Below are 24,481 nucleotides of genomic sequence, written 5' to 3'. Positions count from 1 at the left end.
GCAACCCAGAACTTCTTTGCCCGGCTACCGTGGTTCGCATGCGAGCCATTGAGATCGTCAAGCCGGGCGGACCGGAGGTCCTGGAGTGGCACGAGGTGCCGGAGCCGAGCGTCGAGCGGGGCGACGTGCTCATCGACACGACCGCCTCGGCGGTGAACCGGGCCGATGTCCTGCAGCGGATGGGATTCTACGAGCCGCCTCCCGGCTCCTCACCGTACCCGGGACTTGAGGTCTCGGGGGTGGTGACCGAGGTCGGGGCGGACGTGGAGCAGTTCAAGCCGGGGGACGAGGTGTGCGCGCTGCTCGGGGGCGGCGGTTACGCCGAGCGCGTAGCCGTACCGTGGCAGCAGGTCATGCCCGTCCCCGAAGGGGTGGCGCTGCGCGAGGCCGCCGGGCTGCCCGAGGTGGCCTGCACGGTCTGGTCGAACGTGTTCATGGTCGGACGGCTGCGCAGGGGCGAGACGCTGCTGATCCACGGCGGCGCCAGCGGCATCGGCACCTTCGCGATCCAGCTCGCCAAGGCGCTCGGCGCGCACGTCGTCACCACGGTCGGCTCGGACGCCAAGGCCGAGCGCGTCAGGGAGCTCGGAGCCGACCAGGTGATCAACTACCGCGAGGAGGACTTCGCGGACAAGGTTCACGCCGACGTCATCCTCGACATCATGGGCGCGAAATACCTGGCAGGAAACGTGCGCGCGCTCAAGACCGGCGGCCGGCTGGTGGTCATCGGGCTGCAGGGCGGGCGCACGGCCGAGCTCGACCTCGGCGCCCTGCTCGCCAAGCGCGCCTCCGTGCACGCCACCGCGCTGCGCTCGCGTCCCGTGGACGAGAAGGGCGTCATCGTCCGCAGCGTCGTCGACAACGTCTGGCCCCTGGTCGGAGCCGGTGCCGTACGTCCCGTGATCTACGCGGAGGTGCCCATGGCGGAAGCCGCCGAAGCCCACCGAATGTTGGATTCCGGAGAGCACGTCGGCAAGATCCTGCTAGTACGGTGAGTGTTATGAATGCTGAGGACAACAACACCCCCCACATCGTGGTGGTGGGCCCTGACTTCCAAGGTCAGGGCGATAGTGGCGAGGACGACCGCTCGGTCACCAACCTGGTCGAGCAGCCCGCCAAGGTGATGCGCATCGGCAGCATGATCCGCCAGCTTCTCGAGGAGGTCCGCGCGGCTCCCCTCGACGAGGCCAGTCGCAAGCGCCTGAAGGAGATCCACGAGTCCTCCATCAAGGAGCTTGAGGACGGCCTGGCGCCGGAGCTGGTCGACGAGCTGGAGCGGCTGTCGCTCCCGTTCACCGACGAGAACGGCACGCCGCCGAGCGAGGCCGAGCTGCGCATCGCGCACGCCCAGCTGGTCGGATGGCTCGAAGGTCTCTTCCACGGCATCCAGACCACGCTGTTCGCGCAGCAGATGGCCGCCCGCGCGCAGCTGGAGCAGATGCGCAGGGCGCTGCCCGGTGTGCCGCAGGGCGACGACGGCGGCCCCCAGCGCCCTCACGGCGGTTCCGGCCCCTACCTGTAGCCCCCGTCGCGGAGGTTATGCGTAGAGCTCCTCGATCACCCGTGCGACCCCGTCGTCGTCGTTGGTCGCGGTCACGTGATCGACCGCCGCCAGCACGGCCGGGTGCGCGTTGGCGACCGCGTACGACGTGCCTGCCCAGCTCAGCATGGGCAGGTCGTTCGGCATGTCACCGAACGCGACGGTCTCAGCAGGCTTGACCTCGTGCTGCCCGGCGAGCGCCGCCAGGGCCGTCGCCTTCGTCACGCCCTGGGCGCTCATCTCGATCAGGCCCCTCCCGCTGGAGTGCGTGGCCGTCACCAGATGCCCCACCAGTTCCTCCACCGTGGCCTGAAGCTCGTCCGCGCCCATGGCCGGATGCAAGGCCAGCAACTTGGCGCACGGACGCGAGGTCATCGAGGCGATCCCGACGGCTCCCGGGCGCCGGTCCTTGGCGCTCAGGAGGAAATCCGACTCATGCGCAAAACCGGCTTCGTACTCGACCGAAAATACGAGGTCCGATACGTTCGCTCTTAGCTGAGCGACGACTTCCTCGAGTACCTCGACCGTGATCAGGTGAGATTCCACTATCCGTTCGGTATGGAGATCGTAGATCAGCGCTCCGTTTGCACAGACGGCCAGCCCGCGGTGACGTACCGCACTCGCCACACCGCCCATCCACCGGGGCGGACGCCCCGTCACGAACGCCAGGACGGCCCCGGATTCCTCGACTTTGCCGAAGGCGGCGACCGTGCGGGGAGACACGGTTCCGTCGGTGCGCAACGCGGTACCGTCGAGGTCGGTGGCCACTAGGCGCGGTGCTGGAAGGCTCTGCATAACAGGTTCCAGTTTGCCCGGTGATGCCGCCTGACAGAAATCTTCGTTGGGACGGGAACACCAACGCGCCAGAATGGTGTTAGATGTGATGGCGTTGTATTAGCTGATCCCGTAGTGAAAACCAGCATGACTTTGTCTGAGCCACCCCGGGTGCTTGCTGTACGACACACCGGGACCCACGAGGTGTGGGTCCCATAGATTCACATCCTGAGGGAGAGCTTTTATGGCTCAGGGAACCGTCAAGTGGTTCAACGCCGAGAAGGGCTTCGGCTTCATCGCCCCGGACGGCGGTGCGCCGGACGTGTTCGTGCACTTCTCCGAGATCGTCGGCAACGGCTACCGCAGCCTTGAAGACGGCCAGCGGGTCGAGTTCGAGATCACGCAGGGCCAGAAGGGGCCGCAGGCCTCCCAGGTCCGAGCCATCTAACCTGTAGCAGCGAGATAGACCGGAGTTCGCTTCCAGCGGGCTCCGGTCTTTTGCTTGTATCGGGACCGGTCTCGCCCATGTCGAGGCCGGTCCCGCTGGTGTCGCGGGCGCTGTCGCTCAGCCCGGGTCAGGCCCAGCCAGGCCGTGCCCGATTGATCCCGCTGGTGTCGAGGCCGATTCCGCTGGTGTGGGGGCTGATCATGCTTGCGGCAGACCCGTCCTGCCGGCGTGCCGGGCCCATCCCACCGGCATCGGGCCGATCCTGGCGGTGTCGAGGCCGATTCCGCTGGTGTCGGGGCTGATCACACTTGCGGCAGACCCGTCCTGCCGGCGTGCCGGGCCCATCCCACCGGCATCGGGCCGATCCCGCTCGCGCCGGACCGGCCCCGGCCGAGGTTCGGCCCAGGCCCACCCGTGCCGAGTCGATCCGCCGGCATTAGGACCCGCTCACGCTGAGGTCCGGGTCGTCCAGCTGGAGCCCGACTGCCCCGCTGAAGCTTGGCTGGTCCTGCTGGAGCCCGACTGGCCCCCTGGAGTCTGGCCCATCACGCCTACCTTGGTTGCGCCGTTCTCGCTCGCGTCGGGCCGGTCCCGATCTGCGGCGGGCGGTCCCGACCTGCGGCGGGCGTTCCCGCCGGCGTCCAGGCCGGTCCGCCCGTCGTCCACGCCGATCATGCCTGCGTCTGGCCGGTCCCGCCGAGGTCGAAGACCACCGGCAGGCCCTGGGCGAGGTCGTAGCGGCACATCCAGACGCGACCGCGCACCGTTCCAGCGCAGTCCCACCGAAGTCGGGCGGATCCCGCTGAGGTGCACCGATCTCGCCGAGATCGGACGGCCGCCACTGAGGTCAGGGCCACTTCGCAGGCCCTAGGCGGAGGTCGTAGCGGCGCATTCAGAAGCGGCCGCGTACCGTCCCCGGCGCGGCTCCCACTGAGGCCGGGACCTGCACCACTACGGTCGTGACGATCACGCTTGTCTGCTTCTGTGCTGGTGTCGGGTTGGTCACGGCTGTGACTCGACTCACGTAACCGTTGAACCACCGGAGGCCCGCAGCGGTCGTCCTGTGTATGAGGTACGCGTGGTTGTGTCACCCCGTGACCGTTGCCGGGGTGCTCGTGCTGCTGATCAACGACCACCTGCTCAAACACACCTGGCCGGGATTCGTCACGGGCAAGCTCAGCGACGTCGCGGGCCTGGTCGTGGCGCCGGCCCTGCTGGCCGTGCTGCTGCGGCGCCGGGCGGACCTGGCGGCGACCCTGGTGACGGGGGTGGCCTTCGCGCTCGTGAAGACCACGGAGACGGGCGCTGAGCTCGCCTCCCAGGCTTGGACCTTCGTCGCGGGCCCTTCGCGCGTCCTGGCCGATCCTACGGACCTCCTGGCGCTGCCCGCCCTCGCCCTCGCCTGGTGGGTACGCGCCCGCAGCCTCAGCCGTCCTTCCTCGCCCCGGTGGCGGATCATCGTGACGATGCCGCTGGCCCTGCTCGCGGTCACCGCCACCTCCTCCGCGACGCCCCCGTATTCGGCCGAGTCCGTCGAGGTGGATTCGGGCGGCCGGATCAGCGTGCCCACGTACGGGAGGACCACGTGGATCTCCGACGACGGAGGGCTCAGCTGGTCGGAGATCACCAGCGACAGCCACCCCAGACCGGCCCAGAGCGCCCAGTGCGTACCCGGGCAGGCCACGAGGTGCTACCGGATCACCGCCGGCCGACTGGGCGTGGAGCAGTCGGACGACGGGGGACGTACATGGCGGCCCTCCTGGGAGGTCACCGGCGACGCGCTGGAGCGGGTGACCAGGCAGTACGGGGGTCAGGCCCCAGACTTGCGTTCCAGGGCCCTGGCCGTCCAGGCGCGGCCCGGCGGGCACGTCGTCGTCGTGGCGAACGGCGTGGACGGGCTGGCGATCCGCGACACGTCGGGCACATGGCGGCGAATCGGCTGGCCGGGGCTCCGGACGCCCGAGGTGGACACGGGCCCCGAATGGGGCGTGGCGCTCTTCCTCGCCGCCTGCGTGCTGTTCGGTGGAGTGGGGGCGGGGCTGCGCCGGTACACCCGCGCGTACACGGGCTCCGCGGTGGCCGCCTGCCTGGGCCTGCTGCTCCTGCTCAACGGCTGGCCGACGCCGTCCGACGACATCTCGTTACCGCTCCGCGTCCTCGGCTTCCTCGCCGTACTGACGGGCGGGGTGATCTGCGTCGTCCTGGCGGTGGGCCGGACCCGACCAGTGGCGACGGCTGTCGGGGTGCTGGGGGCACCACTGGTGTACGGGAACGTCTACCTGCCGTTCGCGGGGTGGGCCGAGGGGACGCCCGAGTCGTACTCGGTCGCGGTCGCCATCGCGTCCCTGTTGACCGCCGTCGTCGTACTGACGAGCGCCGCCCTCATCCGACACGACACCCGCCGACCAAAGCCCTTCCCAGACGAGTAACCGTTCCGGCCTCACCGCCCACTTCAATCCGGTCCCCCGAATCTGAACCTCGCACGGCCGGCTCCCTCTGAACCGGTCATTCGAAGCCCCGGAGCCTGTGACCGGAATCCGGTGCCCAGCGATCCGGCGACTCGGGCCGATGATCCGGTGACCGGGGTCGGGGATCCGGTGACTCTGGCCGGGGATCCGGTGCCCAAAGGCGGTAGCCCGCTGGCCCGGGCCGGTAACCCCCGCTGGCCCCGGGCCGGTGACCCGCCGACCGGTGGCTCCAGGCCGGTGACCCCAGGCTGGTGACTCCGGGTTGGTGACCCCAAGCCAGTGACCGCAGGCCGGTGACCCGGTGACCCGGGGCTGGTGACCTGGGCCCGTCACATCGATCCGGCAGCGCGGATCCGCGTACCTGGAACTGAAGGCCCGGGTTGGGTCATCTGGATCCGCGTACCTGGAACCGAAGGCCCAGGTACGGTCATCCGAAACCGCTCGCCCGGAACCGGCCACGCGGACCAGCCGCCCTTGTCCAATCACTGGGAACAAGGTCAGCCCGTCACGCGGGGCCGGTCACCTGGACACCGTCACGTGGCTCAGTTGATCACTTGCCAGGAGTGAGCACGTCGAGCCCCACGTACGGGCGCAGCGCCTCGGGAACCACCACGGAGCCGTCGGCCTGCTGGTGGTTCTCCAGGATGGCCACGATCCAGCGGGTGGTGGCCAGGGTGCCGTTGAGCGTGGCCAGGTGCTGGGGCTTGCCGTCCTTGTCGCGATAGCGGACCGCCAGCCTGCGCGCCTGGAACTCGGTGCAGTTGGAGGTCGAGGTCAGCTCGCGGTAGCGGCCCTGGGTCGGGATCCACGCCTCGCAGTCGAACTTCCGAGCCGCCGACATGCCGAGATCGCCCGCGGCGGTGTCGATGATCCGGTACGGCACCTCGATCTTGGCCAGCATCTCCTTCTCCCAGTCGAGCAGGCGCTTGTGCTCCGCCTGGGCGTCCTCAGGACGCACGTAGGAGAACATCTCGACCTTGTCGAACTGGTGGACGCGGATGATGCCCCGGGTGTCCTTGCCGTACGAGCCGGCCTCGCGCCGGAAGCACGACGACCAGCCCGCGTACCGCAGCGGCAGCTCGTCGGCGGCGAGGATCTCCTGGGCGTGGTAGCCGGCCATCGACACCTCCGACGTGCCGACCAGGTAGAGGTCGTCGTCGGGGAGCCGGTAGATCTCCTTGTCGTGGGCGACGTGGAAGCCGGTGCCCTGCATGGTCTCCGGCTTGACGAGCACCGGAGTGATCATCGGGATGAACCCGGCCTCGATCGCCTGCTGCATGGCCATGTTGAGCAGGCCGAGCTGCAGCCGCGCGCCGACGCCCTTGAGGAAGAAGAACCGCGAGCCCGACACCTTGGCGCCGCGCTCCATGTCGATCGCGCCGAGCGCCTCGCCCAGCTCCAGATGGTCCTTCGGCTCGAAGTCGAACGTCCGGGGCTCGCCGTAGGTCTCGAGCACCACGTAGTCGTCCTCGCCGCCCTCCGGTGCCCCCTCCTCGACGATGTTGGGCACCGTCTGGAGCACGCCGTCCAACTCGGCGGCCAGCTTCTCCGCCTCGGACTCGGCGCCCTTCACCTGACCCGCGAGGTCCTTGGCCCGCTGGAGCAGCGCGGCCTTCTCCTCGCCCTGCGCCTTGGAGACCGACTTGCCCATACTCTTCTGCTCGGCGCGCAGAGACTCGAACGAGGTCAGCGCGGATCGGCGGCGCTCGTCGAGGTCGAGCAGCGTGTCGACGATCGAGTCGTCCTCACCGCGGGCACGCTGCGACGCCCGTAGCCGGTCGGGGTCCTCACGAAGGGTACGCAGGTCAATCACAAACAAAGGCTACCGGCGTACGGAGGCGTTCCGCCCCTGCTTTCCCACCCGCGCCACCGAACACCCACCCGACCCCGACCCTGAACCCGAATGCCTCCTCCCCGGGTCAAGACCAGCTCCGGTCGGCAAGTGGTCCTCGAACGATGGCTCGGACCCGCTTTCGAGGGCCAGTTCCTGCTTGCTCGCTGGAACGAGCCTGAAGCCCGGGGAGGCGTCCTGGTGGGCGGGTCGGGCTGGCGGTCGGGAGTGGTCCCAGGTCGGCGGGTCGGGCTAGCGATGGGCAGCGGTCCCAGGTTGGCAAGTCGGACGTTGTTCGGCGGGACGGCGTCCACGTCGCTGAGACGGCCCCGAGCCCGGGGAGTCGTTCCGGTAGGCGAGCCGGACCTAGCTCGGTGGGACGGCGTCCACGTCGCTGGGCCAGCCTTGAGTCGGAAGGCGTCTCGTCAGGGGGCGGGCCAGGTTGAGATGTGTCCAGTTAATCGGACTCAGGTGGCAAAGCCCCTCCGATCGGCGAATCGGACTCTGGGCGAGGAGCCATCCCGCCCGATGAGTCGAACGCAGACCGGACAGCCACCCGCCCGATGAGCCGAGCTCAGGCCGGACAACCATCCCGCCCGATGAGTTGGACTCAGGGAGGACACTCCCCCTGCTCGTATGAGTCGAGCTCTGGCCGGAAAGCCATCCCGCTCGATGAGTCGAGCTCAGGCCGGAAAGCCATCCCGCTCAATGGGTGGGGCTCAGGCCGGGCACCCATCCCGTTGGCCGGTGGACTCGAAAGGGGGAATCGGCTGCCTGGTGAGCCACCGATCTGGAGCCACCTCCGGCCCGAAGACCGAGCGTCCCCCGGGCAACGCTCAGACCTTGCCTGCTCGAACCCTGGCCAGCCAGTCGCCAGCCTCCGTGAACTCGGGGTCGGAGGTGCCCGGTTTGATCTGGGGTGCGAGGCCGTCAGCGCGCGGGTAGCTGCCGAGAAAGCGCACCTCGCCGCAGATCCGGTGCAGCCCGGCGATGGCCTCTCCGACGCGGGCGTCGGCGACGTGACCCTCGAAGTCGAAGTGGAAGAAGTAACGCCCGATGCCGCCCCCGGTCGGCCGCGACTCGATGCGGGTCAGGTTGACCCCGCGCACCGAGAACTCGGTCAGCATCTCCAGCAGGGCGCCGGGGTGGTCGTCGGCGAGGAAGACGACGAGAGAGGTGCGGTCGGAGCCGGTCGGCTCGGGCAGTGCACCAGGGCGGGCGACGCGGACGAACCTGGTCACGGTGTCGGATCTGTCGCCGATGTCGGTGGCCAGCGGCACCAGCCCGTAGTGCTCGCCGGCGATGCGGGCGGCGATGGCGGCGTCGTACGGCGAGCCGGGCAGCGAGACCTCCTGCGCCGCGGCGGCGGTCGAGGGCGCGGCCACCACGACGGCGTCGGGCAGCTCGCGCGCGAGGAAGGCGCGGGTCTGGGTGATGGCCGCGGGATGCGTGTAGACCCGCTTGATGTGCGGAATCTCGGTGCCCGGGGGCGCCAGCAGCGAGAACTGCACCGGCAGCAGCAGCTCGGCGGTGATCAGCAACGGCTCGCCCCAGGCGAACTCGTCGAGCGTCGTGGTGATCGCACCCTCGATCGAGTTTTCCAGCGGCACCACCGCGCCGTCGGCGTCACCCGCGCGGGCGGCGTTGAGCGCCGCGCTCACGGTGGCGCAGGGCAGCCGCTCGGCGGTGGGGTCGAGCAACCGCAGGGCCTCTTCGGTGAAGGTCCCTTCCGGCCCGAGGTAGGCGAGTCTGGGCATGCGTCCAGGGTATCCGCAGGCGGACAGCACCTGTGGCCGTTTCTTCCCACGGCGTATCCGCAGGTCAGATGCCCCGGGCGGGCGGTCAACAGCTCTCGGAAGGAAGTCGGTCAGCGTGACCGACACCTTCAGGCGGTGCCTGCGCCGGTGGTCAGTAGGTCTCGGAGGGGCGGGGCGTGACGAAGGGGCCCAGGCCGAGACGGGCGGCCCGTACCGCGTCCTCCTCCTCCGGCGACAGCGGCTGCTGCCCCCGCCCGCCGACCACAGGCCGTACGTACGTGCGCGTCTCGCTGCGCCCGTTGATGGACGTCAGCACGATCCCGTCGCCCAACCCGTTGATCATCGCCACCGAGAACGACAGCCGCCCGGTCATCTCGGACAGCGCGTCGTACCGGCACACGGCGACGTCCCGGATGGCCTTGAGATCGCTCAGGCCCTCACCGCTCTGCCGGGCGAGCAGCCGCCGGCACTCCTCCATCGTGGCTCTGGCCTGCCGCAACGCCAGAAAGCCGATCGACACGCCGCTGACCCCGGCGACAACGCCCACGATCACCCATGTGGTAACGAGCACGGCACAGAGGGTAATGGCTGAGTCAAGCCGGCTCCCGGCGTTTCGGCAGCCAGGACACCAACAACCACACCAGGGCCAGCGCTCCGAGGCCGAAGCCGTTCTGCACGATCTTGCCCAGCACCAGGCTGACGCCCGGAATGTCGGCCGCCTTGAGGGAGACCCCCCACCACGGGACCGGCACCACGTAGTACAGCCACACCCCCGCGGCGACGCGCAGCCTGACCGGGTCGCGGCCGTCGCCCACGATCGCGGCCAGCACCACGACCACCCAGGCCAGGTGGTGGATCCACGCGACCGGCGACAGCAGCACGGCCATCAGCCCCACGAGCGCGACCGCGGTGAGCGATTCACCCGTCCGGTACGCCTCCCGCGCCCCCTTGAACCCGTACCACCCGACGGCGGCCACGACCACCACCCAGATCACGGAGGTGAGCAGGTCGGGCCAGTACAGCCGGATCAGCATGCCCCTGATCGACTGGTTGGTGGTGGCCGCGTTCGCGCCGAGACGTTCGGGATCGAGCAGCGCCGAGAACCAGAAGTCGGCCGCGTCCTGCGGAATCACCGCGAACGGCAGCAGCGTGAGCACCGCCGCCGCGAACGACGCCATGAAGAACGTCCGCCACTGCCTGGTGATCAGCAGATAGATCAGGAAGACGCCGGGAGTCAGCTTGACCGCCGTGGCCAGCCCGATCAGGAACCCGCGCGGCCACCACGGCCGCCTGGCCACGCAGTCGGCCACGCACAGGGCGACCAGCAGGATGTCCACCTGCCCGAACCGCACCTGGTCGCGGATCGGCATCAGGTACGCGCACGCCACCATGATCAGCCCGAACACCCACGGCGCGTACTTCCGCAGCCGGGGTCCCTCCAGCACCTGCCGGAACGAGAACCCGACCGTCACGGCCAGCGCCACGTAGACCCCGACCGTCCACACCCACTGCGCCGTGGCCCACGACATGCCGGCCAGCGCCACGGCCATCATGGCCGCTATCGGTGGATAGGTGAACGGCAGTAACTGCGGGGCTGGCGTGACGTAGTCGTACACCGGCCGTCCTTCGAGCAGCATCTGCCCGCCGGTACGGTAAACGTCCAGGTCGACCAGTCGTTGGTCGTCGGGATTGGTGAGCCACGCGTGCACCAGCGGCGCCACGGCCGCCGCGACGGCGAGCGCCACGATCACCCACGCCCACCACTGCCGCTGCGTCACCCGCACCTCGCCACTTGTCACGGTGTGGCACGTTACCGTGGCTGTTGTTGATCGAGGGGCACACATGGGGAGTCCGTACATGCCGAACGCCACGCCGCACCCGCTCCAGGGCCGGCACGGAGCGCGCCACCACCCCAGCCCCCGCCTGTCCTCCCTCTTCCCCGGTCGCCACCTCACCCGCTCCCTCACCACCGCTCTGCTCGCCCTCGCCCTCACCCCCCTCCTGACCGCCCCCGCCACAGCCACCCCGTCCTCCGACGCGGTCACCCACGCGGCCAACCCAACCGAAACCGGCACCCTCACCACCTCCGCGACCTTCACCGCCCCCGGGACCTTCGCCGCCTCCGGTGCCTTCAGGACCTCCGGTGCTCTCGGGACCTCCGCTCCCTCGGTCGCCTCCTCCACCTCCCCCTCCAGTTCCACCGTCGCCCGCGCCGCCATTCCCGCCGCCCTCTCGGCGTCCGGCCCCTCCGCCTCCTCCATCACCTCCACCGCCATCTCGGCCGCCGGCCCCTTGGCCCCCGCCGGTTCCTTCACCTCCGCCGCCTCAGTCGCCTCCCCCCATCTCCCCGCCGCCGGCGCTTCCGCTTTCGGCCGTGGTACGGGTCAGGCGCAGGCCGCGATGGCCGGGCGGGTGGTCATCGTCGGCGTGCCGGGGTTGGAGTGGAGCGACCTGGACGAGGCCAGGACCCCCAACCTGTGGCGCCTGGTCGCCCAGGGCGCTTCGGGCTCTCTCTCGACGCGTGCCGTACCGCCGCCTGACCGTGGCATCACCTGCCCCATCGCCGGTTGGCTGACCGTTTCGGCAGGTCAGCGAGCCGGTACGGCGGGCAAGGGCTGCCCGGAGCCGCCGCAGCCCGAGCCCACCCCACAGGGCGGTGCCACGGTTCCCGGCTGGAGTGCCCTGGCCGCGCACCAGGCGGAGACCGGTTACAACGCTCAGCTGGGCACGCTGGGGCAACTCGTGACGGACGGCGGTGGCAAGGTCGCCGCCGTCGGCTCGGGTGCCGCGCTGGCCGCAGCCGACAAGTCAGGAAATATCGCTAAATACGCCCCCACTCCGGCTGCCCTCGGCGACCCCACTCCGTACCACCTGATCGTCCTGGAAGCCGCCGACCTCGCGGACGCCTGGGCGGAGCAGCCGCTCGACGAGTACGGAGTCCCCGCCCCCCTCACCCCCGCCGCCCGCCAGGAGGCGGCGAAACGAGCGGACCAGCAGATCGGCGCCCTGCTCGGACGGCTCCCCACCGACACCACGGTCCTGGTGGCCGGCGTCTCCGACGTGACCCCGAACGCCCACCTCCACGTCGCCATCGCCACCGGCCCCTCGCCGGACGGCCCGCCGTACCCGCACGGCCTCCTCACCGCCACCTCCACCCGCCAGGACGGCCTCGTCGCCATCACCGACCTGACCGCCACCGCCATCGGCGTCCTGGGCCTGCCCGCCCAGCGCGCGGTGGTCGGCCGCCCTTGGCGCCCCGGCGGCGCCGCTCCTGCCACGCCGTCCGGCACGGTGGCCGAACTCGCCGACGAAGATCTCGCCAGCCAGGTCCTGCGTGAGGTACGCGGCCCGTTCTTCGCCGTCTTCGTCACGATCCAGCTCCTCTTCTACGCCTTCGCCGCCCTGGCCCTCCGCCGCCGCCGCGCAACCGGCCGCACTGCGGCCGAACCGGGTGATCGTGCTACGTACGGCTCCAGCGTTCCGCCGGCGAACGAGGCGGACGTTCGCGTAGCGGATGACTCGGACGCCCGCACCAGCCGGACCGAGGGCGGCACGGACCCCGCCGCACGCGCAGCGGGAGACACGGACAGCACCGCCGCTCGGGCAGCGGGTGACACGGACAGCCCTGTTGCTCGGACAGGGAGCGGCACGAACAGCGCTGCAGGTCGGGCAGGGAGTGACGCAGACAGCACCGCTGCCCGGGCAGAGAGCGACGTGGCCGCTTCTGCGAGCGACCCCGGAGGAGGTGGACGGCCGCAGGCGAGCACGTCCAAACTGCTCGTCTCCGTGCAGATCGTCGCGGTCGTCAGCGGCGCCATCGCCGTCTCCACCTTCCTGGCCCAGCTGGTGCCCTGGTGGAGCCTGCCCGTGCCGATGGTGTCGGTGATCGTGACGATCCTGGCCATCGCCGGTCTCATCACCGCCGCCGCCTTCGCCGGTCCGTGGCGGGCGGACGTGCTCGGCCCGCTCACCGTCGTCTCCGCGGTCACGTCGGTCGCTCTCCTTCTCGATGTCATGACGGGCTCGAAACTGCAGGTCAACGCGGTGTCCGGTTATGAGCCGGTGACCGGGGGCCGCTTCTACGGGTTCAGCAACATCGCCTTCGCCATCTACGCCACGGGCACCGTTCTGGGGCTGGCGGGGGTGGCTCAGTGGCTGCTGCGCCGGGGACTGCCCAGGGTCGTGGTGGTGGTCGTGTGCGGTCTGTACGGGGGGTTCGCGGTGTTCGCGGACGGATGGCCCTCCTGGGGTGCGGACTTCGGTGGTGTGCCGGCGTTCGTGATCGGTCTGGCGGTCTTCCTGATCCTGCTGTCGGGCAAGCGCGTCTCCCTGCTCCGGCTCGTGCTCGTGGGCTTGGCCGGGGTGGCGCTGGTGGGCGCCCTCTCCGTGTTCGACTGGTTGCGGCCGGACTCGGAACGCACCCATCTGGGCACCTTCGTCCAGCAGATCATCGACGGGGAGGCGTGGACCGTCGTCAGCCGCAAGTTCGGCGCCATGATCGGCGTAACCGTGGGGAACTGGTCATTGACGCTCCTCTCGCTGGTCGCGCTGGCCTTCCTGTTCCTGGTGCTGGCCCGTCCTTCGCGCTGGGGCGCCTCCGCCCTCGGCCAGGCCTACCGCCTGGCGCCGACGCTCAGGGCGGGCCTTTTCGGCGCGCTGACGTGCGCCTTCGTCGGCTTCCTGATGAACGACTCGGGCATCGCCATCCCCGCTATGGCCTTGACCGTGGCCGTTCCGCTAACGCTGGCGGCGTGCGTTCGCGCCCTGCAGCTCTCCAAGCCCACACCAGCAGCGCCGCGGTCAGAGCGAGCAGAGCCCAGGCGAGCTGAGGCCTGACCACCTCCCTGAGCCACAGCAGGTCGGCGGGCTGCCCGTCCACCCGCGCGGGCAGGTAGGCCAGCGACAGGACCAGCAGGTGCGCGACCACGAACCCGTCGAGCGCGGAGGCCCCGACGAGCGCCAGCAGCCCGAAGGCCAGCCCGTCGTACCAGGGCAGGATGTACGGCGTCGCGAACAGGTAGGCCACCATCAGCCCGGCCGCCACCACCGGCGCCTCCAGCCCCCCACCGGGCGAAGGGTAAGACCTCTGCGTGAGGGAGGCCGTGCGGCCGGGGCCGGTGAAGGCGCGGGCGTGACGGCGGAGCAGGGACCAGGCGATGAGGGTGAGCAGGAGGAGCGAGCCGATCTGGATCTCTCCCCGATAGGCGCTGCCCAGGCCCACGATCGACTGCAACCAGCCCTGGACGAGCTTCCAGAACGAGACGTGCGAGATGGACTTGCTCGTCCGGGTCATCGGCTCGAACGCCTCCGGCCCGACGATCGCGTACCCCACGGCCACCACCGCGACCGCGCAGCCCGCCATGAGCGCCAGCCGGGCGGGACGTCGCCGCAACTCCCAGGCCGGGCCCAGCGCCACGAGGCCCGCGTTGACCTTGATCGCCACCCCTAGGCCGAGCAGCACACCGGAGCCGACCGGCCGGCTTCTGGCCAGGAGCGCGGCGACCATGCAGGCGATGGCGAGGGTGTCGACGTGCATGCCCGCCACCAGGTGGTAGAGCAGCAGCGGGTTGGCCGTCCACAGCAGGGCGCCGCGCAGGCGTCTGGCCGGGTCGTCTTTGGTGCAGCGGTCGATGAGCAGGGCGGTCGCGATGAAGGCGGCGGCGTTGAACAGGGCCAGGATGAAGATCGTCAGCCGGAGCGAGTCGCCGCCGATCCAGCTCGCCACCACCTGCAGGGCGGTGGCCACCGGGCCGTAGACACTGGGCTCCTCGCGCCATGGGTTCTCCACGGCGTCGGCGATCGGGTCGCCGGGCAGGTCGGCCGCTCCGTGGGTGTAGGGGCTGAGGCCCAGCGTGACCATGCGGCCGTACGCGGCGTAGTTGAGGTGGTCGCCGGAGCCTGAGGGGGGCAGGAAGGCCAGGATCGCGGCGGCCGTGCAGCCGATGAGCACCAGTGCCTGCGCCCCATCGGAGAACAGCCCTCCCTGCGGTCGTCCTTCCGTGGAGGGTAGGGAGCGGGCTCTCCCTTGTGGTCGGGAACGGAGGATTGGTGGGTGGTTGGGGGCTCTTGTCGCGTACAGGGCGGTGAGGAGGCCGAGGCCGCCGAGGATGAGGGCGGCGGTGGCGAGGATGACCACCAGGTGGGGGTCAGGGGCCAGGGCGAGCGAGTACGGCGGGTGCCAGGCCGGCCCTGGCAGGGCGGGGACCATCGGTGACGGGCCCAGAAGGCCGATGATGATCGTCAGCAGGATCGAGACGCCGATCGCCGCCATGGCCAGCCCGGCGAGCCGACCTCTGACCCTTTCCTGCCACGTCTCCGAAGTCACCGGGAAATTCCAGCACACTCCCGGAACGGTGACGGCCAGACCCGGCCCGCCTGTGGATAACGAGCTTGCCTGTGGATGACTACGAGCGGGCGCCGCACCCTCAGATGTGCCCGTGCTCCGCCCACTCCGGCTGCTCAAGGTCAGCACGTCCCACCTCCCGGCCATGGTGGACGACGTCCAGCGCCCGGGCATAGGCGGCAAGTCCGCCGATATCGCACTTTCAAACACTTTGAAGTGAGCCGTCGTCCCGCGAGCACTGGATAGCGTCACGGTTCCTGATCAACACAGGTCCTGAACAACGACAGGTCCTGAACAACGGCACTCGTGGGAGCGACGACATGAAGAGGTTCCCGGTTTACGCCGGCGCGTTGGTGCTGGCGCTCGCCGGCCCGATGGTCACGGCCGCGGTCACGGCTTCCGCCCAGGCGGCCACGGTCCAGGAGCGGCCCCGTACCACGTGGCTGAACCCCGGTCAGCGGCTGCAGGCGGGTGACTCCGTGCGCTCGTCGAACGGCGAGTACGTCCTGCAGCAGCAGAAGGACGGCAACCTCGTCCTCTACCGCGGCACCAAGCCGCTGTGGAACAGCCAGACCGGCGACAGCCCCGGCGCTTTCGCCGCCATGCAGGAGGACGGCAACCTGGTCGTCTACCGGGGCAGGACCGCGCTGTGGGCCTCCAACACCGGTGACACGCCCGGCGCCCGCCTGGCCGTGCAGGACGACGGCAACCTGGTCATCTACGACGGCAAGTCGCCCGTGTGGACCCGCCAGTCCACGATCAGCGTGCTCAAGCCCGGCTTCAGCCTCAAGGCCAACCAGTACGTACGCTCCCAGAACGGCGACTACCAGTTCGTCATGCAGGAGGACGGCAACCTGGTGCTGTACAAGGCGGGCAAGCCCCTGTGGGACACGGAGACGGGCGGCCATCCCGGCGCGTCCGCGCAGATGCAGAAGGACGGCAACCTGGTCGTCTACCTGGGCACGAGGCCGCTGTGGAACTCCGAGACCGGCAAGAACCCGGGCGCCAGGCTGGAGGTCCAGAACGACGGCAACGTGGTGATCTACGACGGCAGGACGCCCCTGTGGTCCACGAAGACGGGCCGCTGACAGCACGTGAGATGACGTGAGACCGCCTCCCTGACGCGTTCCCCGCGTCGAGGGCGGCGGTCTCGCCCGTGCGACCGGGTACGGATCACGGCCGATGACGCCGCCGCCACTATCGGTCAGGACGAAGCCGTACGAAGTGGACGGGCTACTCGCCGACGAAGCCGTACGAAGTGGACGGCCTACTCGCCGACGAGGCCGTCCACCGACTCCCGGATGAGGTCGGCGTGGCCGTTGTGGCGGGCGTACTCCTCGATCATGTGCACCACGAGCCACCGCAGACTGGGCGCCGTCCCGTCCGACCGGATCCGCTGGGCGAGCTGGTCCATGCCGCCGCCGCCCGCCAGCGCCTCCTCCACGGCCGCCCGTGAGCGGGACACCGAGTCGTCCCAGAGCGCGTAGATCTCCTCGGGGGAGTCGTCGGCGGCCGAGTGCCAGTCCCAGTCGACGTCGGCCTTCCAGTCGACCGTGCCCCACAGCGCCTGCCCCTCGCGGGCGTGCAGCGTCCGGGAGAACCAGTAGTCCTCCACGTACGCCAGATGCTTGAGCATCCCGCCCAGCGTCATCGACGACGCCCCGACGGTCGCCTTCAGGGCACCCGCGTCCAGGCCGCCGCACTTCCACGCGAAGGTCGCACGGTGGAATTCCAGGAAGCCCAGCAGGGTCCCCGTCTCGTCGGCGGCGATGGGAGGTTCGGGACGGCCCTGCTCGTCCAGGTCTGTCATGGCCGGTGAGTCTAGATCACCGGACCCGGGACGCGACAGGGTCAGCGTTTGGGGCGCAGCAGCTTGTCGAAGTTGTGGGCGACCAGATGCTCGCGAGCGGCCAGCGCCCGCGCCACGTCCCGCAACTGCCTGGCCCGGTGGAGCTGGGCCCGCCAGTCGGTGCCCGTCGCCCGGTGGGCCATCTCCACCTCGACCTCGGCGATCCGGTATCCCCTGCGCAGCAGGTCGATCGTCAGCGCCGTCTCGACGCCGAACCCGTGTGCCAGCGGCCTGGCCGCCTCGAAGGCCGCCCTGGTGAGGCAGCGCTGCCCGTTGAGCGGCTGGGCGGCGTCGAAGCCGGTGGCCCGGCGGATGCCCTCCTTCGACAGGCGTACGACTAAGCCGTGGCCCCCGAGCTTCACCCTCGTGCTGAACACCGCGATGGTCATGTCGGCGGTGCCCTCGCGTACGGGGGCGATGAGCGGGGCCGCGGCCTGGGCGGTTTCGCCCAGGTCGGCGTCGAGGAAGAGGAGGTGGCGAGGCTCGGCGTCCTCGTCGAGGAGGCGTACGGCCTCCGCTCCGGTCTCCATCGCCGCCGCCTTGCCCCTGTTGCGGCTGTGCCGCACCACCCGGGCTCCGGCCGCGCGCGCCACCCGTCCGGTCTGGTCGGACGAGCCGTCGTCGACGACCACGACGAGATCGACGCCCGGCAGGGCCGCGGCGGCCTTGACCGTCGAGGCGATCCGGTCGGCCTCGTTGACGGCCGGGATGACGACGGCGGTGTCGCCGCTCACGCGCCCTCACCTCCCCTGCGGGAAACCGCGGAACGGCCGCGCTCCGCATCCGCCGATCGCGAGATCGCGGAACGGCCGCGGCCCGCGCCCGCCGATCCGGTCATGATCCCTCGGCGATGAGGAATTCCTGCGGCACCTCATCATGCACGGTGAACACCGAGTCGAGCCCGGTGACCTGCAGAATCTTGCGTACGGCAGGGCGCGGCGCGGCGACTTCGAGCGACCCGCCCTGTTCTTTCATGCGTTTGAGTGCCGACAGCAGCACGTTCATCCCCGTGGAGTCGCAGAAATCCACGGCGGACATGTCGATGACCACCCGGCTGGGCCCGTCCTGCAGCAGCCGAGTGAACTCGGACTGCAGGTGGGGCGCCGTATAGAGGTCGATTTCTCCGGTGATGGCGACGAGCGCGCACCCGGCATGTGATCGAGTCGAGACCTTGAGCTCCACATGGGCAGGCTAGCGGGGCGATGGCTTCCGGTCACGTTGTCACGCCGATAGGGGAACCACAGGTTTTTGTCCTCCGTTTGGGCTCCATGAAAACGGAGAGTACGCGAAGCTTGACAGCGTGACACCGGAAGCGGCACATCTTCGCGGCGAGGGAGGGGCTGGGGCGCGACCGACGGGCCCCGCATCGATGAACGCAGAGAAACCCGAAGATCCTCAGCGTCAGGGGCTCCGTGAACGTCTGGAGGCCATCCTCATCAACACAGAGAAGGCGACGCCATGGCATGACGAAGCCGACCGCCTGCGCGGCCTGGTGAACCACGAGGGCTACGTGCCGATCCGCACCCGGCTCGGGATCGAGGACCTGGAGTTCCTCGGCGGGGCCCGCACCGAGCTGCTCAGGTTCTCCGAGCTGGGGCTCAGGCTGCTCGACCTGCACCAGCCGCGGGACGCGGGCGGGATCACGAGTGACACCGCGCACCCGATCCTGCGCTGCCGGAGCTGCATGTGGCGCTGGCCGTGCCCGACATTTCGCGCCATGTCGGAGTCGTTCGGCGCCACCCGCGACCTGCCGGAGAACGCCTGACCGGCGGTGACGACCGCCGCGCGACGCGCGCACGGCCGGCACGACGACGAACGCGCCTGAACGACGGACACGCGGCCGGTACGACCGCGGGAGCGCGTCCGGCCGGTGGTCAGCCGCCGATCTGGGGCAGGCGGATCTCGAACCGGCACCCCGGCCCGTCGTTGACCACGCCGATCATCCCGTCGTGCGCCTCCACGATCCCCTGCGCGATGGCGAGCCCCAGCCCGGCCCCGCCATCGGCGGTAGGCGTACGCGCGGCCTCCCCCCGGAAAGCCACCTCGAACACCCGGGGCAGGTCCTCCTCGGGGATCCCCCCGCAGCAGTCGGTGACCGACAGGCAGGCCATCCCCTCGTCGTCCACCCCGGCCCTGAGCACCACGCTGCGGTCGGACGGCGTGTGCCTGATGGCGTTGACCACCAGGTTGCCCAGCGCCCGCCCCAGGGCCCCCGCGTCGGCGTCCACGGGCACGGCCGCCGACGCCTCGGCGGTGAGGAGCACCCCCTTGGCCCTGGCGAGCGGCTCGGCGCCGGCCAGAGTGTCGGCGACCAGGTCGGCGAGCCCGATCTTGGCCCGCGAAAGCCGCAGCGCCCCCGCGTGGATCCTGGACAGCTCGAACAGGTCGTCCACCATCCCCGACAGCCGCTCGACCTCCAGCTTGATCTGGCCGTGGTAGCGGGCGACCGTCTCGGGGTCGGACACCACGCCGTCCTCCAGCGCCTCGGCCATGGCCCGCATCCCGGCCAGCGGCGTACGCAGGTCGTGGCTCACCCACGCCACCAGCTCCCGCCTGGCCTCCTCCAGGGCCCGCTCCCGCGCGTACGCCTCCTCCAGGGTGTTGGCGATCGTCTGCAGCTCGGCCGGCAGTCCCTGGGGCGCCACGAACGGCAGGTCGCGTACGGCGGCCATCAGCCTCTTGCTCTCCCCGACCACCCGCTTGGCCAGCACGAACGCCACCCCCAATCCCACGAGTCCCCCCACGGCGACGACGCTGAGCACGAAGTCCTTGATCTCCCCCTCGATGATCATCTTCTGGATGATCGCCACGACGCCCGCCAGCGTGGCCGCCACCGCGACCACCACGACCACGGCCAGCATCACCCCGATCGACCGGGTGCGCAGCCGCCACATCACCCAGACGCCGGCCAGCGCGATCAGCAGCCCGAATCCGGCTGTGACCGCCACCACCATCGGCAACTCCCCGGCCGCCACGGCCGGGGAGGCCGCCGCACGCAGGCCCGCCCCGATCGCCACGACCGGGGCAGCCGCCGCGAGCGCGCCCGCACCGACCATCAGGAGCCCTCCAACGGCTCGTACCGGTATCCGACCCCCCACACCGTGACGATCCTGCGCGGCTCGGTCGGATCGGGCTCGATCTTCTCCCGCAGCCGCCGCACATGGACGGTCACGGTCGAGGAGTCGCCGAACGACCAGCCCCACACCTGGTTGAGCAGCGCCGACCGGCTGAAGGCCTGCCGGGGGTTGCGCATGAGGTAGGCCAGCAGGTCGAACTCCCTGGCCGTCAGCATCACCTCGCCGCCCCGCAGCCGCGCCTCGTGGGCGCCCACGTCCACGACCAGGTCCCCGTCACGCAGCACGCCGGTGCCGCCGGTGACGGAGGCCCCGCGAGCCCGCCGCAGCACCGACTGCACCCGAAGCGCCAGCTCGCGCGGGCTGAACGGCTTGGTCACGTAGTCGTCGGCCCCGGTCTCCAGCCCGACCACCCGGTCGATCTCCTCGCCCAGCGCGGTCAGCATGATCACCGGCACCGGCCAGCGTTCCCTGAGCTTCCTGCACACCTGCAAGCCGTCGATCTTGGGCAGCATCAGGTCGAGCACCATGAGGTCCGGCGGGTTCGCCAGCGCCCTGCGCAGTGCCTCAGCGCCGTCGCCGACGCACTCGACCTCGTGCCCGTCGCGCTCCAGATAGCGCGCCACGACCTCGGAGACCGTGGGATCGTCGTCCACCACCAGGATGCGCGTGTTCACCACTTCACCGTACGGCCACAACCCCAGGAGGCGGCGTTCACGTCATTGGTTCGTAAGCCTCGCAGATCATCCGCCGAGGACGTACGGTTGCCGCATGGGTAAAGTCGTCATGCTCGTCGTCGGGACCTTGCTGGGTCTCTTCGTCCTGTTCAACTTCCTCCTGCCGATGCTGGTAGGCCTGGTCAAGCTGGCCCTGATCGTCGGCGTGGTCGCCCTCGTCGCCTTCATCGCGGTCACCGTCGTGAGCAAGTCCTCCCGCTCACACTGATGCAGTTCCTGTTCGATCCGTGGCTGGTCGGGATCACCATGATGGCGATCCTGCTGCTGGCCGCGTGGGCGGCCACGCTGCTGCCCGTCCTCGGCGGAGAGTCACCGGGCTTCCCGCTGTCCTACGCGCGCCGCACCGCCTTCCAGCGGCAGCGCGATCCTGACGCGGCCGGTCGCCCGCGTCCACGAGCTCCTTAGGCGTGCCCCGCTTCCCGTCAAGCGGGGCTCCCTCCTACGGGTGAGCCCTCGGTTCACGAGACACCCCACAAGGAAACAGGGCTCATGATCGATTCTCTCGTCACGTTCGTCATCGGCATGTCCGGCGGCAGCGCCGCGCTCGGCATCGTGCTGTTCACTCTGGCCGTACGGCTGCTCCTGCTCCCGCTGAACGTGCGCCAGGCCCGCACGATGAAGATCCGCGAACGGCTCGCGCCCAAGCAGAAGGAGTTGCGCAAGCGCTGGAGCCGCAATCCCGAGCGCCTGGCCAAGGAGCTCAACGCCCTCTACGCGAAGGAGGGCAGCTCGCCGTTCGCCGGGATTCTGCCGATGCTGGCGCAGCTGCCGTTCATGTGGCTGATGTTCCGGGTGGCCACGCATCCGACCGCGCTGGCCGGGCACACGTTGCTGGGGGCTCCGCTGGGTCAGCAGGTGGCGGGTATTGTGGCCAATTACGGTCTGGTCAGCGTGCCATTTACGGTCTTTGTACTGGTCATCGCGCTGGTCGTGGCGGTGGCGTGGTGGTCTTCCCGGCTGATCGCGGCGAACGCCGGCCGGCAGGAGGAGATCGCGGGCGTGCGGCCCGAGCTGATGTCGAAGATCACGCGGCTGATGCCGTACGGCTCCGTGCTGGCCGCGCTGGTGCTCCCCCTGGCCGCCGGGCTCTATCTGCTCGTCTCGACGGCGTGGGCCACCGGTGAGCGCGCAGTGCTCGCTAGCCGGCCTCTCTGAGTGCCGCCACCTGCCCGTTCACCGTCTGGCTCGGGGCGGGCAGGATGGCCCAGACCGTCGTCGTGTCACCGTCGTGCCTGACCCCCCAGCTCTCCGCCACGTATTCCACGATGCCGAGCCCCCGGCCCCCGAGCGATGACAGTGTCGGGCGGCCCGCGCGCGGCTCGGTCGCCGCACCTCCGTCACTCACCGCCACCTCTACGTGATCGTCGCTTCGCAGCCACGCCACTCTCACCATGCCGGACGGCAGCGGGTGCGCGTGGCGCAGCGCGTTGCTCAGCAACTCGCTCACCACGAGCACCGCGTCGTCGATCGCGGCGGTGAAGACCCCACTGTCCTGCAGATCTGTGCTCAGACGCTGGCGGGCGACGGCGACGCTGGACGGCGCGTACGGTAGCAGCACCACGCTCGACACACCCACCTCCCCGTTACCTGTGCCCCCCGCGGGAACACTCCCCGGTACGACCGAAATGCCCCGTTACTCGATCCCAGAAACCGCATTGCGATCACAGCTTGTACTCATTGGACGATAGATCAGCTCAACCGTGACCACCTCGTTACCGCATCGGTGTGTCGGATCCGATAGGGGAAGCGCATCGCAGCACGAGTCGCATCCTGGTGCCCCCTTCCGGTCGCGGATGAGCGCTCACATCTCCTCCCTGTGCTCGGGCGAGGCTGCGGACGATGTAGAGACCGAGCCCCACTCCACCAAACCGTCTCCGGTCGCCGCTGTCCACCTGGACGAAGCGCTCAAAGATCCGCTCCCGGTCAGGCGGGGCGATACCGACTCCCTCGTCGTCCACGACGACCACCACGTTGTCGTCCTCGTCCGGCCAGGCGGCCACGCTGATGAGCCCGCCCTTCGGCGAGTACTTGAAGGCGTTCTCCAGCAACTGGCCGAGGATGATGTCCGTGGCCAGCGGATCGCCGAAGACGGGCGGCAGCCCCTCGGCGATGTCCACCTCCACCCGGTGCTTGTCCGACAGCGCCGGCAGGCCCAGCGTGGCCGCGTCGATCCGCTCGGCCAGATCGACCTTCTCGATCCGCACCTTGAGCTCGTCGGCCCCCGCCCTGGCCCCCAGCAGCAGGTGGTCCATGAGCTCACCTAACGACCTGGAGCGCTCGGCGATCGTGTGCACCGCGGCCCGGCGCTCGGGGTCGGCCATCTTGTCCCAGCGCGCGTCCAGCGTGCTGGCGAAGCCCCGCACGATCGTGATCGGCGTCCGCAGCTCGTGGCTGGTCGTGGCCAGGAACAGGTCCTTGGCCTCCTCCAGCTCCTTGGCCGAGGTGACGTCGCGGAAGTCGACGACCACCTCGCCCGTCTCCTCGATCTGCGCGCTCACCACGTCCAGCCACCTGCCGTTCTCCATCTGGAAGGTGACCTTCTCGCCGGGCTTGGGCATGGGGAACGGCGGCGGCGCGCCGATGACGGACTCGGGGGCCAGCGCGGTCAGCCCGGCCGCTGCGGGGTTCCAGCGCACCACCAGGCCGTCCTGGTCGAGCACGGCGATGCCGTCGGCGCTGGCGTCGAAGACGGCCCGCTCGTGCGCCCGCTGGCGTACCGCCTCCTGATAGGCCACCGCGTTGCCGACGGCGATGCCCGCGTGCCCGGCCAGCAGCTCCAGCAGCTCCAGCTCCAGGTGGCCGGGGTTACGCCGGGCGAAGAGCGCGTACAGCGCGCCGTACGGCCGCCCGCCCACGGCGGCCAGGCCCAGCGCGATCGTGTGCAGGCCGCGCAGCCGGGCCCACACCAGGTCGCCGAGCCCGTCGGACTCCAGCATCACGGTCTTGCCGGTGCGTAAGAGCTGATCCACCAGGCTCGTGCGCAGGTCGGTGGTGGTGCCCCTGATCGAGTCGGGCAGCTGGTACGTGCTCACCAGCCGCAGCCGGTCACCCTCGATGAGCACGAACCCGCCGGCGTCCGCCCCGGTCAGCTCGGTGAGGTTGGCCGAGATCCGGTCGAGCACGGCCGACAGCTCCAGCTCGGAGTTGATGTCGCCGACCACGTCGGTGAGCCGGCGCACGAGCCTGGCCCGGCGCGCCATCCGGTTCCTGGCCAGCTCGTCGGCCCGCGCCGGGTGGTAGACGCACACGTAGCCGCCCACGGCGCTGCCCAGCCGCAGCGCGCTGATGTCGACCCGCAGGTCGAGCAGGGCGCCGTCGCTGTGCAGCCGCTTGGTGCGCAGCGACACCGGCTCCCCGGTGCGGACGCGCTCCAGGACGGCGTTGTGCTCGGCGGTCAGCTCGCCGGGCACGATCGGCGCCCTGCGCCCCAGCACCTCCTCGGCCGCCCAGCCGAACACGCGCTCGGCGGCGGCGTTCCAGACCAGGACGCTCTGGTCCCGGTCGAGCGCCACGACGGCGTTGGGCGAGCTGTCCAGCGCCGCGCGAGCGATCTCATCGTCACTACCGGCCCATTCGTCCCCCACTACTCCATAGTGCACGTGGCGCGGTGGGTGCGTCGGGCGATCCGTCCGATACGCTGCGGTCACGGTGATTCCGGCG

Annotated in this window: 22 protein-coding genes and 1 pseudogene; 10 read left to right on the top strand and 13 right to left on the bottom strand. The window is 70.2% G+C overall.

Annotated features, from left to right (window positions below; genetic code table 11):
* Positions 1–38 precede the first annotated feature (38 nt).
* Positions 39–995, top strand: a complete 957-nt coding sequence (locus tag OIE67_RS48450) for an NAD(P)H-quinone oxidoreductase (protein ID WP_326633352.1) — start codon at positions 39–41, stop codon at positions 993–995.
* Between the two features lie 5 nt (positions 996–1,000).
* Positions 1,001–1,522, top strand: coding sequence for a bacterial proteasome activator family protein (locus OIE67_RS48445; protein WP_106247429.1), 522 nt, complete (start codon positions 1,001–1,003; stop codon positions 1,520–1,522).
* 15 nt (positions 1,523–1,537) lie between these two features.
* Here the strand turns inward: OIE67_RS48445 and OIE67_RS48440 are convergent, their stop codons facing one another.
* Complete coding sequence (locus OIE67_RS48440; RefSeq protein WP_326633349.1) at positions 1,538–2,308, bottom strand: HAD family hydrolase; 771 nt, start codon at positions 2,306–2,308, stop codon at positions 1,538–1,540.
* A gap of 250 nt (positions 2,309–2,558) precedes the next feature.
* On the opposite strand from OIE67_RS48440, the gene OIE67_RS48435 reads away from it, so the two are divergent.
* Together OIE67_RS48435 and OIE67_RS48430 are read left to right on the top strand one after the other, a co-directional pair.
* Positions 2,559–2,762: a cold-shock protein gene (locus OIE67_RS48435; RefSeq protein WP_043619750.1), complete on the top strand. Its 204-nt coding sequence runs from the start codon at positions 2,559–2,561 to the stop codon at positions 2,760–2,762.
* Positions 2,763–3,856: 1,094 nt separating this feature from the next.
* Positions 3,857–5,191, top strand: coding sequence for a hypothetical protein (locus tag OIE67_RS48430; RefSeq protein WP_326633331.1), 1,335 nt, complete (start codon positions 3,857–3,859; stop codon positions 5,189–5,191).
* 589 nt (positions 5,192–5,780) lie between these two features.
* Here the strand turns inward: OIE67_RS48430 and serS are convergent.
* The 4 genes from serS to OIE67_RS48410 form a co-directional block, all read right to left on the bottom strand.
* Entirely contained in the window at positions 5,781–7,043 is a 1,263-nt protein-coding gene (serS, locus tag OIE67_RS48425) for a serine--tRNA ligase (RefSeq protein ID WP_106247426.1), read from the bottom strand.
* Positions 7,044–7,897: 854 nt separating this feature from the next.
* Positions 7,898–8,818, bottom strand: a complete 921-nt coding sequence (gene pheA / locus OIE67_RS48420) for a prephenate dehydratase (RefSeq protein ID WP_326633327.1) — start codon at positions 8,816–8,818, stop codon at positions 7,898–7,900.
* 151 nt (positions 8,819–8,969) lie between these two features.
* A complete protein-coding gene (locus OIE67_RS48415) occupies positions 8,970–9,389 on the bottom strand; it encodes a DUF4446 family protein (RefSeq protein WP_245956233.1) in 420 nt (139 codons plus the stop codon).
* Positions 9,390–9,411: 22 nt separating this feature from the next.
* Complete coding sequence (locus OIE67_RS48410; protein WP_326633324.1) at positions 9,412–10,617, bottom strand: glycosyltransferase 87 family protein; 1,206 nt, start codon at positions 10,615–10,617, stop codon at positions 9,412–9,414.
* Positions 10,618–10,675: 58 nt separating this feature from the next.
* Between OIE67_RS48410 and OIE67_RS48405 the strand changes: the two genes are divergently transcribed.
* Complete coding sequence (locus OIE67_RS48405) at positions 10,676–13,654, top strand: hypothetical protein (RefSeq protein ID WP_326633322.1); 2,979 nt, start codon at positions 10,676–10,678, stop codon at positions 13,652–13,654.
* A 307-nt stretch (positions 13,655–13,961) separates the two neighbouring features.
* On the opposite strand, the pseudogene mptB reads toward OIE67_RS48405, so the two are convergent.
* A pseudogene (mptB, locus tag OIE67_RS48400) lies at positions 13,962–15,026 on the bottom strand (polyprenol phosphomannose-dependent alpha 1,6 mannosyltransferase MptB); the annotation flags it as partial.
* Positions 15,027–15,481: 455 nt separating this feature from the next.
* Between mptB and OIE67_RS48395 the strand changes: the two are divergent.
* Positions 15,482–16,249 (top strand): hypothetical protein, encoded by a 768-nt coding sequence (locus OIE67_RS48395; protein ID WP_326633320.1) that lies wholly within the window; start codon positions 15,482–15,484, stop codon positions 16,247–16,249.
* 179 nt (positions 16,250–16,428) lie between these two features.
* On the opposite strand, the gene OIE67_RS48390 is transcribed toward OIE67_RS48395, so the two are convergent.
* The 3 genes from OIE67_RS48390 to OIE67_RS48380 form a co-directional block, all read right to left on the bottom strand.
* The gene (locus OIE67_RS48390; RefSeq protein WP_326633318.1) at positions 16,429–16,971 is read right to left on the bottom strand and encodes a DinB family protein; all 543 of its coding nucleotides are present in this window, start codon (positions 16,969–16,971) and stop codon (positions 16,429–16,431) included.
* Positions 16,972–17,012: 41 nt separating this feature from the next.
* On the bottom strand, positions 17,013–17,744 hold the full coding sequence (locus OIE67_RS48385; RefSeq protein WP_106247415.1) for a glycosyltransferase family 2 protein: 732 nt from the start codon (positions 17,742–17,744) through the stop codon (positions 17,013–17,015).
* A 100-nt stretch (positions 17,745–17,844) separates the two neighbouring features.
* Positions 17,845–18,192 (bottom strand): STAS domain-containing protein, encoded by a 348-nt coding sequence (locus OIE67_RS48380; RefSeq protein WP_106247413.1) that lies wholly within the window; start codon positions 18,190–18,192, stop codon positions 17,845–17,847.
* Between the two features lie 187 nt (positions 18,193–18,379).
* Between OIE67_RS48380 and OIE67_RS48375 the strand changes: the two genes are divergently transcribed.
* Positions 18,380–18,775 carry a hypothetical protein gene (locus OIE67_RS48375; RefSeq protein WP_106247412.1) on the top strand — a complete coding sequence of 132 codons (396 nt, stop codon included), beginning with the start codon at positions 18,380–18,382 and terminating at the stop codon, positions 18,773–18,775.
* A gap of 109 nt (positions 18,776–18,884) precedes the next feature.
* Here OIE67_RS48375 and OIE67_RS48370 read toward each other — a convergent pair whose 3' ends face one another.
* Positions 18,885–20,066 carry a sensor histidine kinase gene (locus OIE67_RS48370; RefSeq protein ID WP_326633313.1) on the bottom strand — a complete coding sequence of 394 codons (1,182 nt, stop codon included), beginning with the start codon at positions 20,064–20,066 and terminating at the stop codon, positions 18,885–18,887.
* Entirely contained in the window at positions 20,066–20,761 is a 696-nt protein-coding gene (locus tag OIE67_RS48365; protein ID WP_106247703.1) for a response regulator transcription factor, read from the bottom strand. Before OIE67_RS48365 ends, OIE67_RS48370 begins: the two co-directional genes overlap by 1 nt.
* Before the next feature lie 94 nt (positions 20,762–20,855).
* Between OIE67_RS48365 and OIE67_RS48360 the strand changes: the two genes are divergently transcribed.
* The 3 genes from OIE67_RS48360 (at position 20,856) to OIE67_RS48350 (ending at position 21,976) form a co-directional block, all read left to right on the top strand.
* A complete protein-coding gene (locus OIE67_RS48360) occupies positions 20,856–21,029 on the top strand; it encodes a hypothetical protein (RefSeq protein WP_326633310.1) in 174 nt (57 codons plus the stop codon).
* Positions 21,029–21,226, top strand: coding sequence for a DUF6412 domain-containing protein (locus OIE67_RS48355; RefSeq protein ID WP_326633307.1), 198 nt, complete (start codon positions 21,029–21,031; stop codon positions 21,224–21,226). Before OIE67_RS48360 ends, OIE67_RS48355 begins: the two co-directional genes overlap by 1 nt.
* An 84-nt stretch (positions 21,227–21,310) precedes the next feature.
* Positions 21,311–21,976, top strand: coding sequence for a YidC/Oxa1 family membrane protein insertase (locus OIE67_RS48350; RefSeq protein ID WP_326633306.1), 666 nt, complete (start codon positions 21,311–21,313; stop codon positions 21,974–21,976).
* On the opposite strand, the gene OIE67_RS48345 is transcribed toward OIE67_RS48350, so the two are convergent.
* Positions 21,960–22,382, bottom strand: a complete 423-nt coding sequence (locus tag OIE67_RS48345) for an ATP-binding protein (protein WP_245956229.1) — start codon at positions 22,380–22,382, stop codon at positions 21,960–21,962. The two genes, OIE67_RS48350 and OIE67_RS48345, sit on opposite strands and share 17 nt — an antisense overlap.
* 151 nt (positions 22,383–22,533) lie before the next feature.
* Positions 22,534–24,405, bottom strand: a complete 1,872-nt coding sequence (locus OIE67_RS48340; RefSeq protein ID WP_326633303.1) for a sensor histidine kinase — start codon at positions 24,403–24,405, stop codon at positions 22,534–22,536.
* Between the last annotated feature and the right edge of the window lie 76 nt (positions 24,406–24,481).

It is taken from the genome of Nonomuraea fuscirosea (assembly GCF_035917475.1).
Lineage (GTDB): Bacteria > Actinomycetota > Actinomycetes > Streptosporangiales > Streptosporangiaceae > Nonomuraea > Nonomuraea fuscirosea.
Note: the sequence above shows the minus strand (reverse complement) of the source record. Positions and strands in the feature narration are given on the sequence as shown.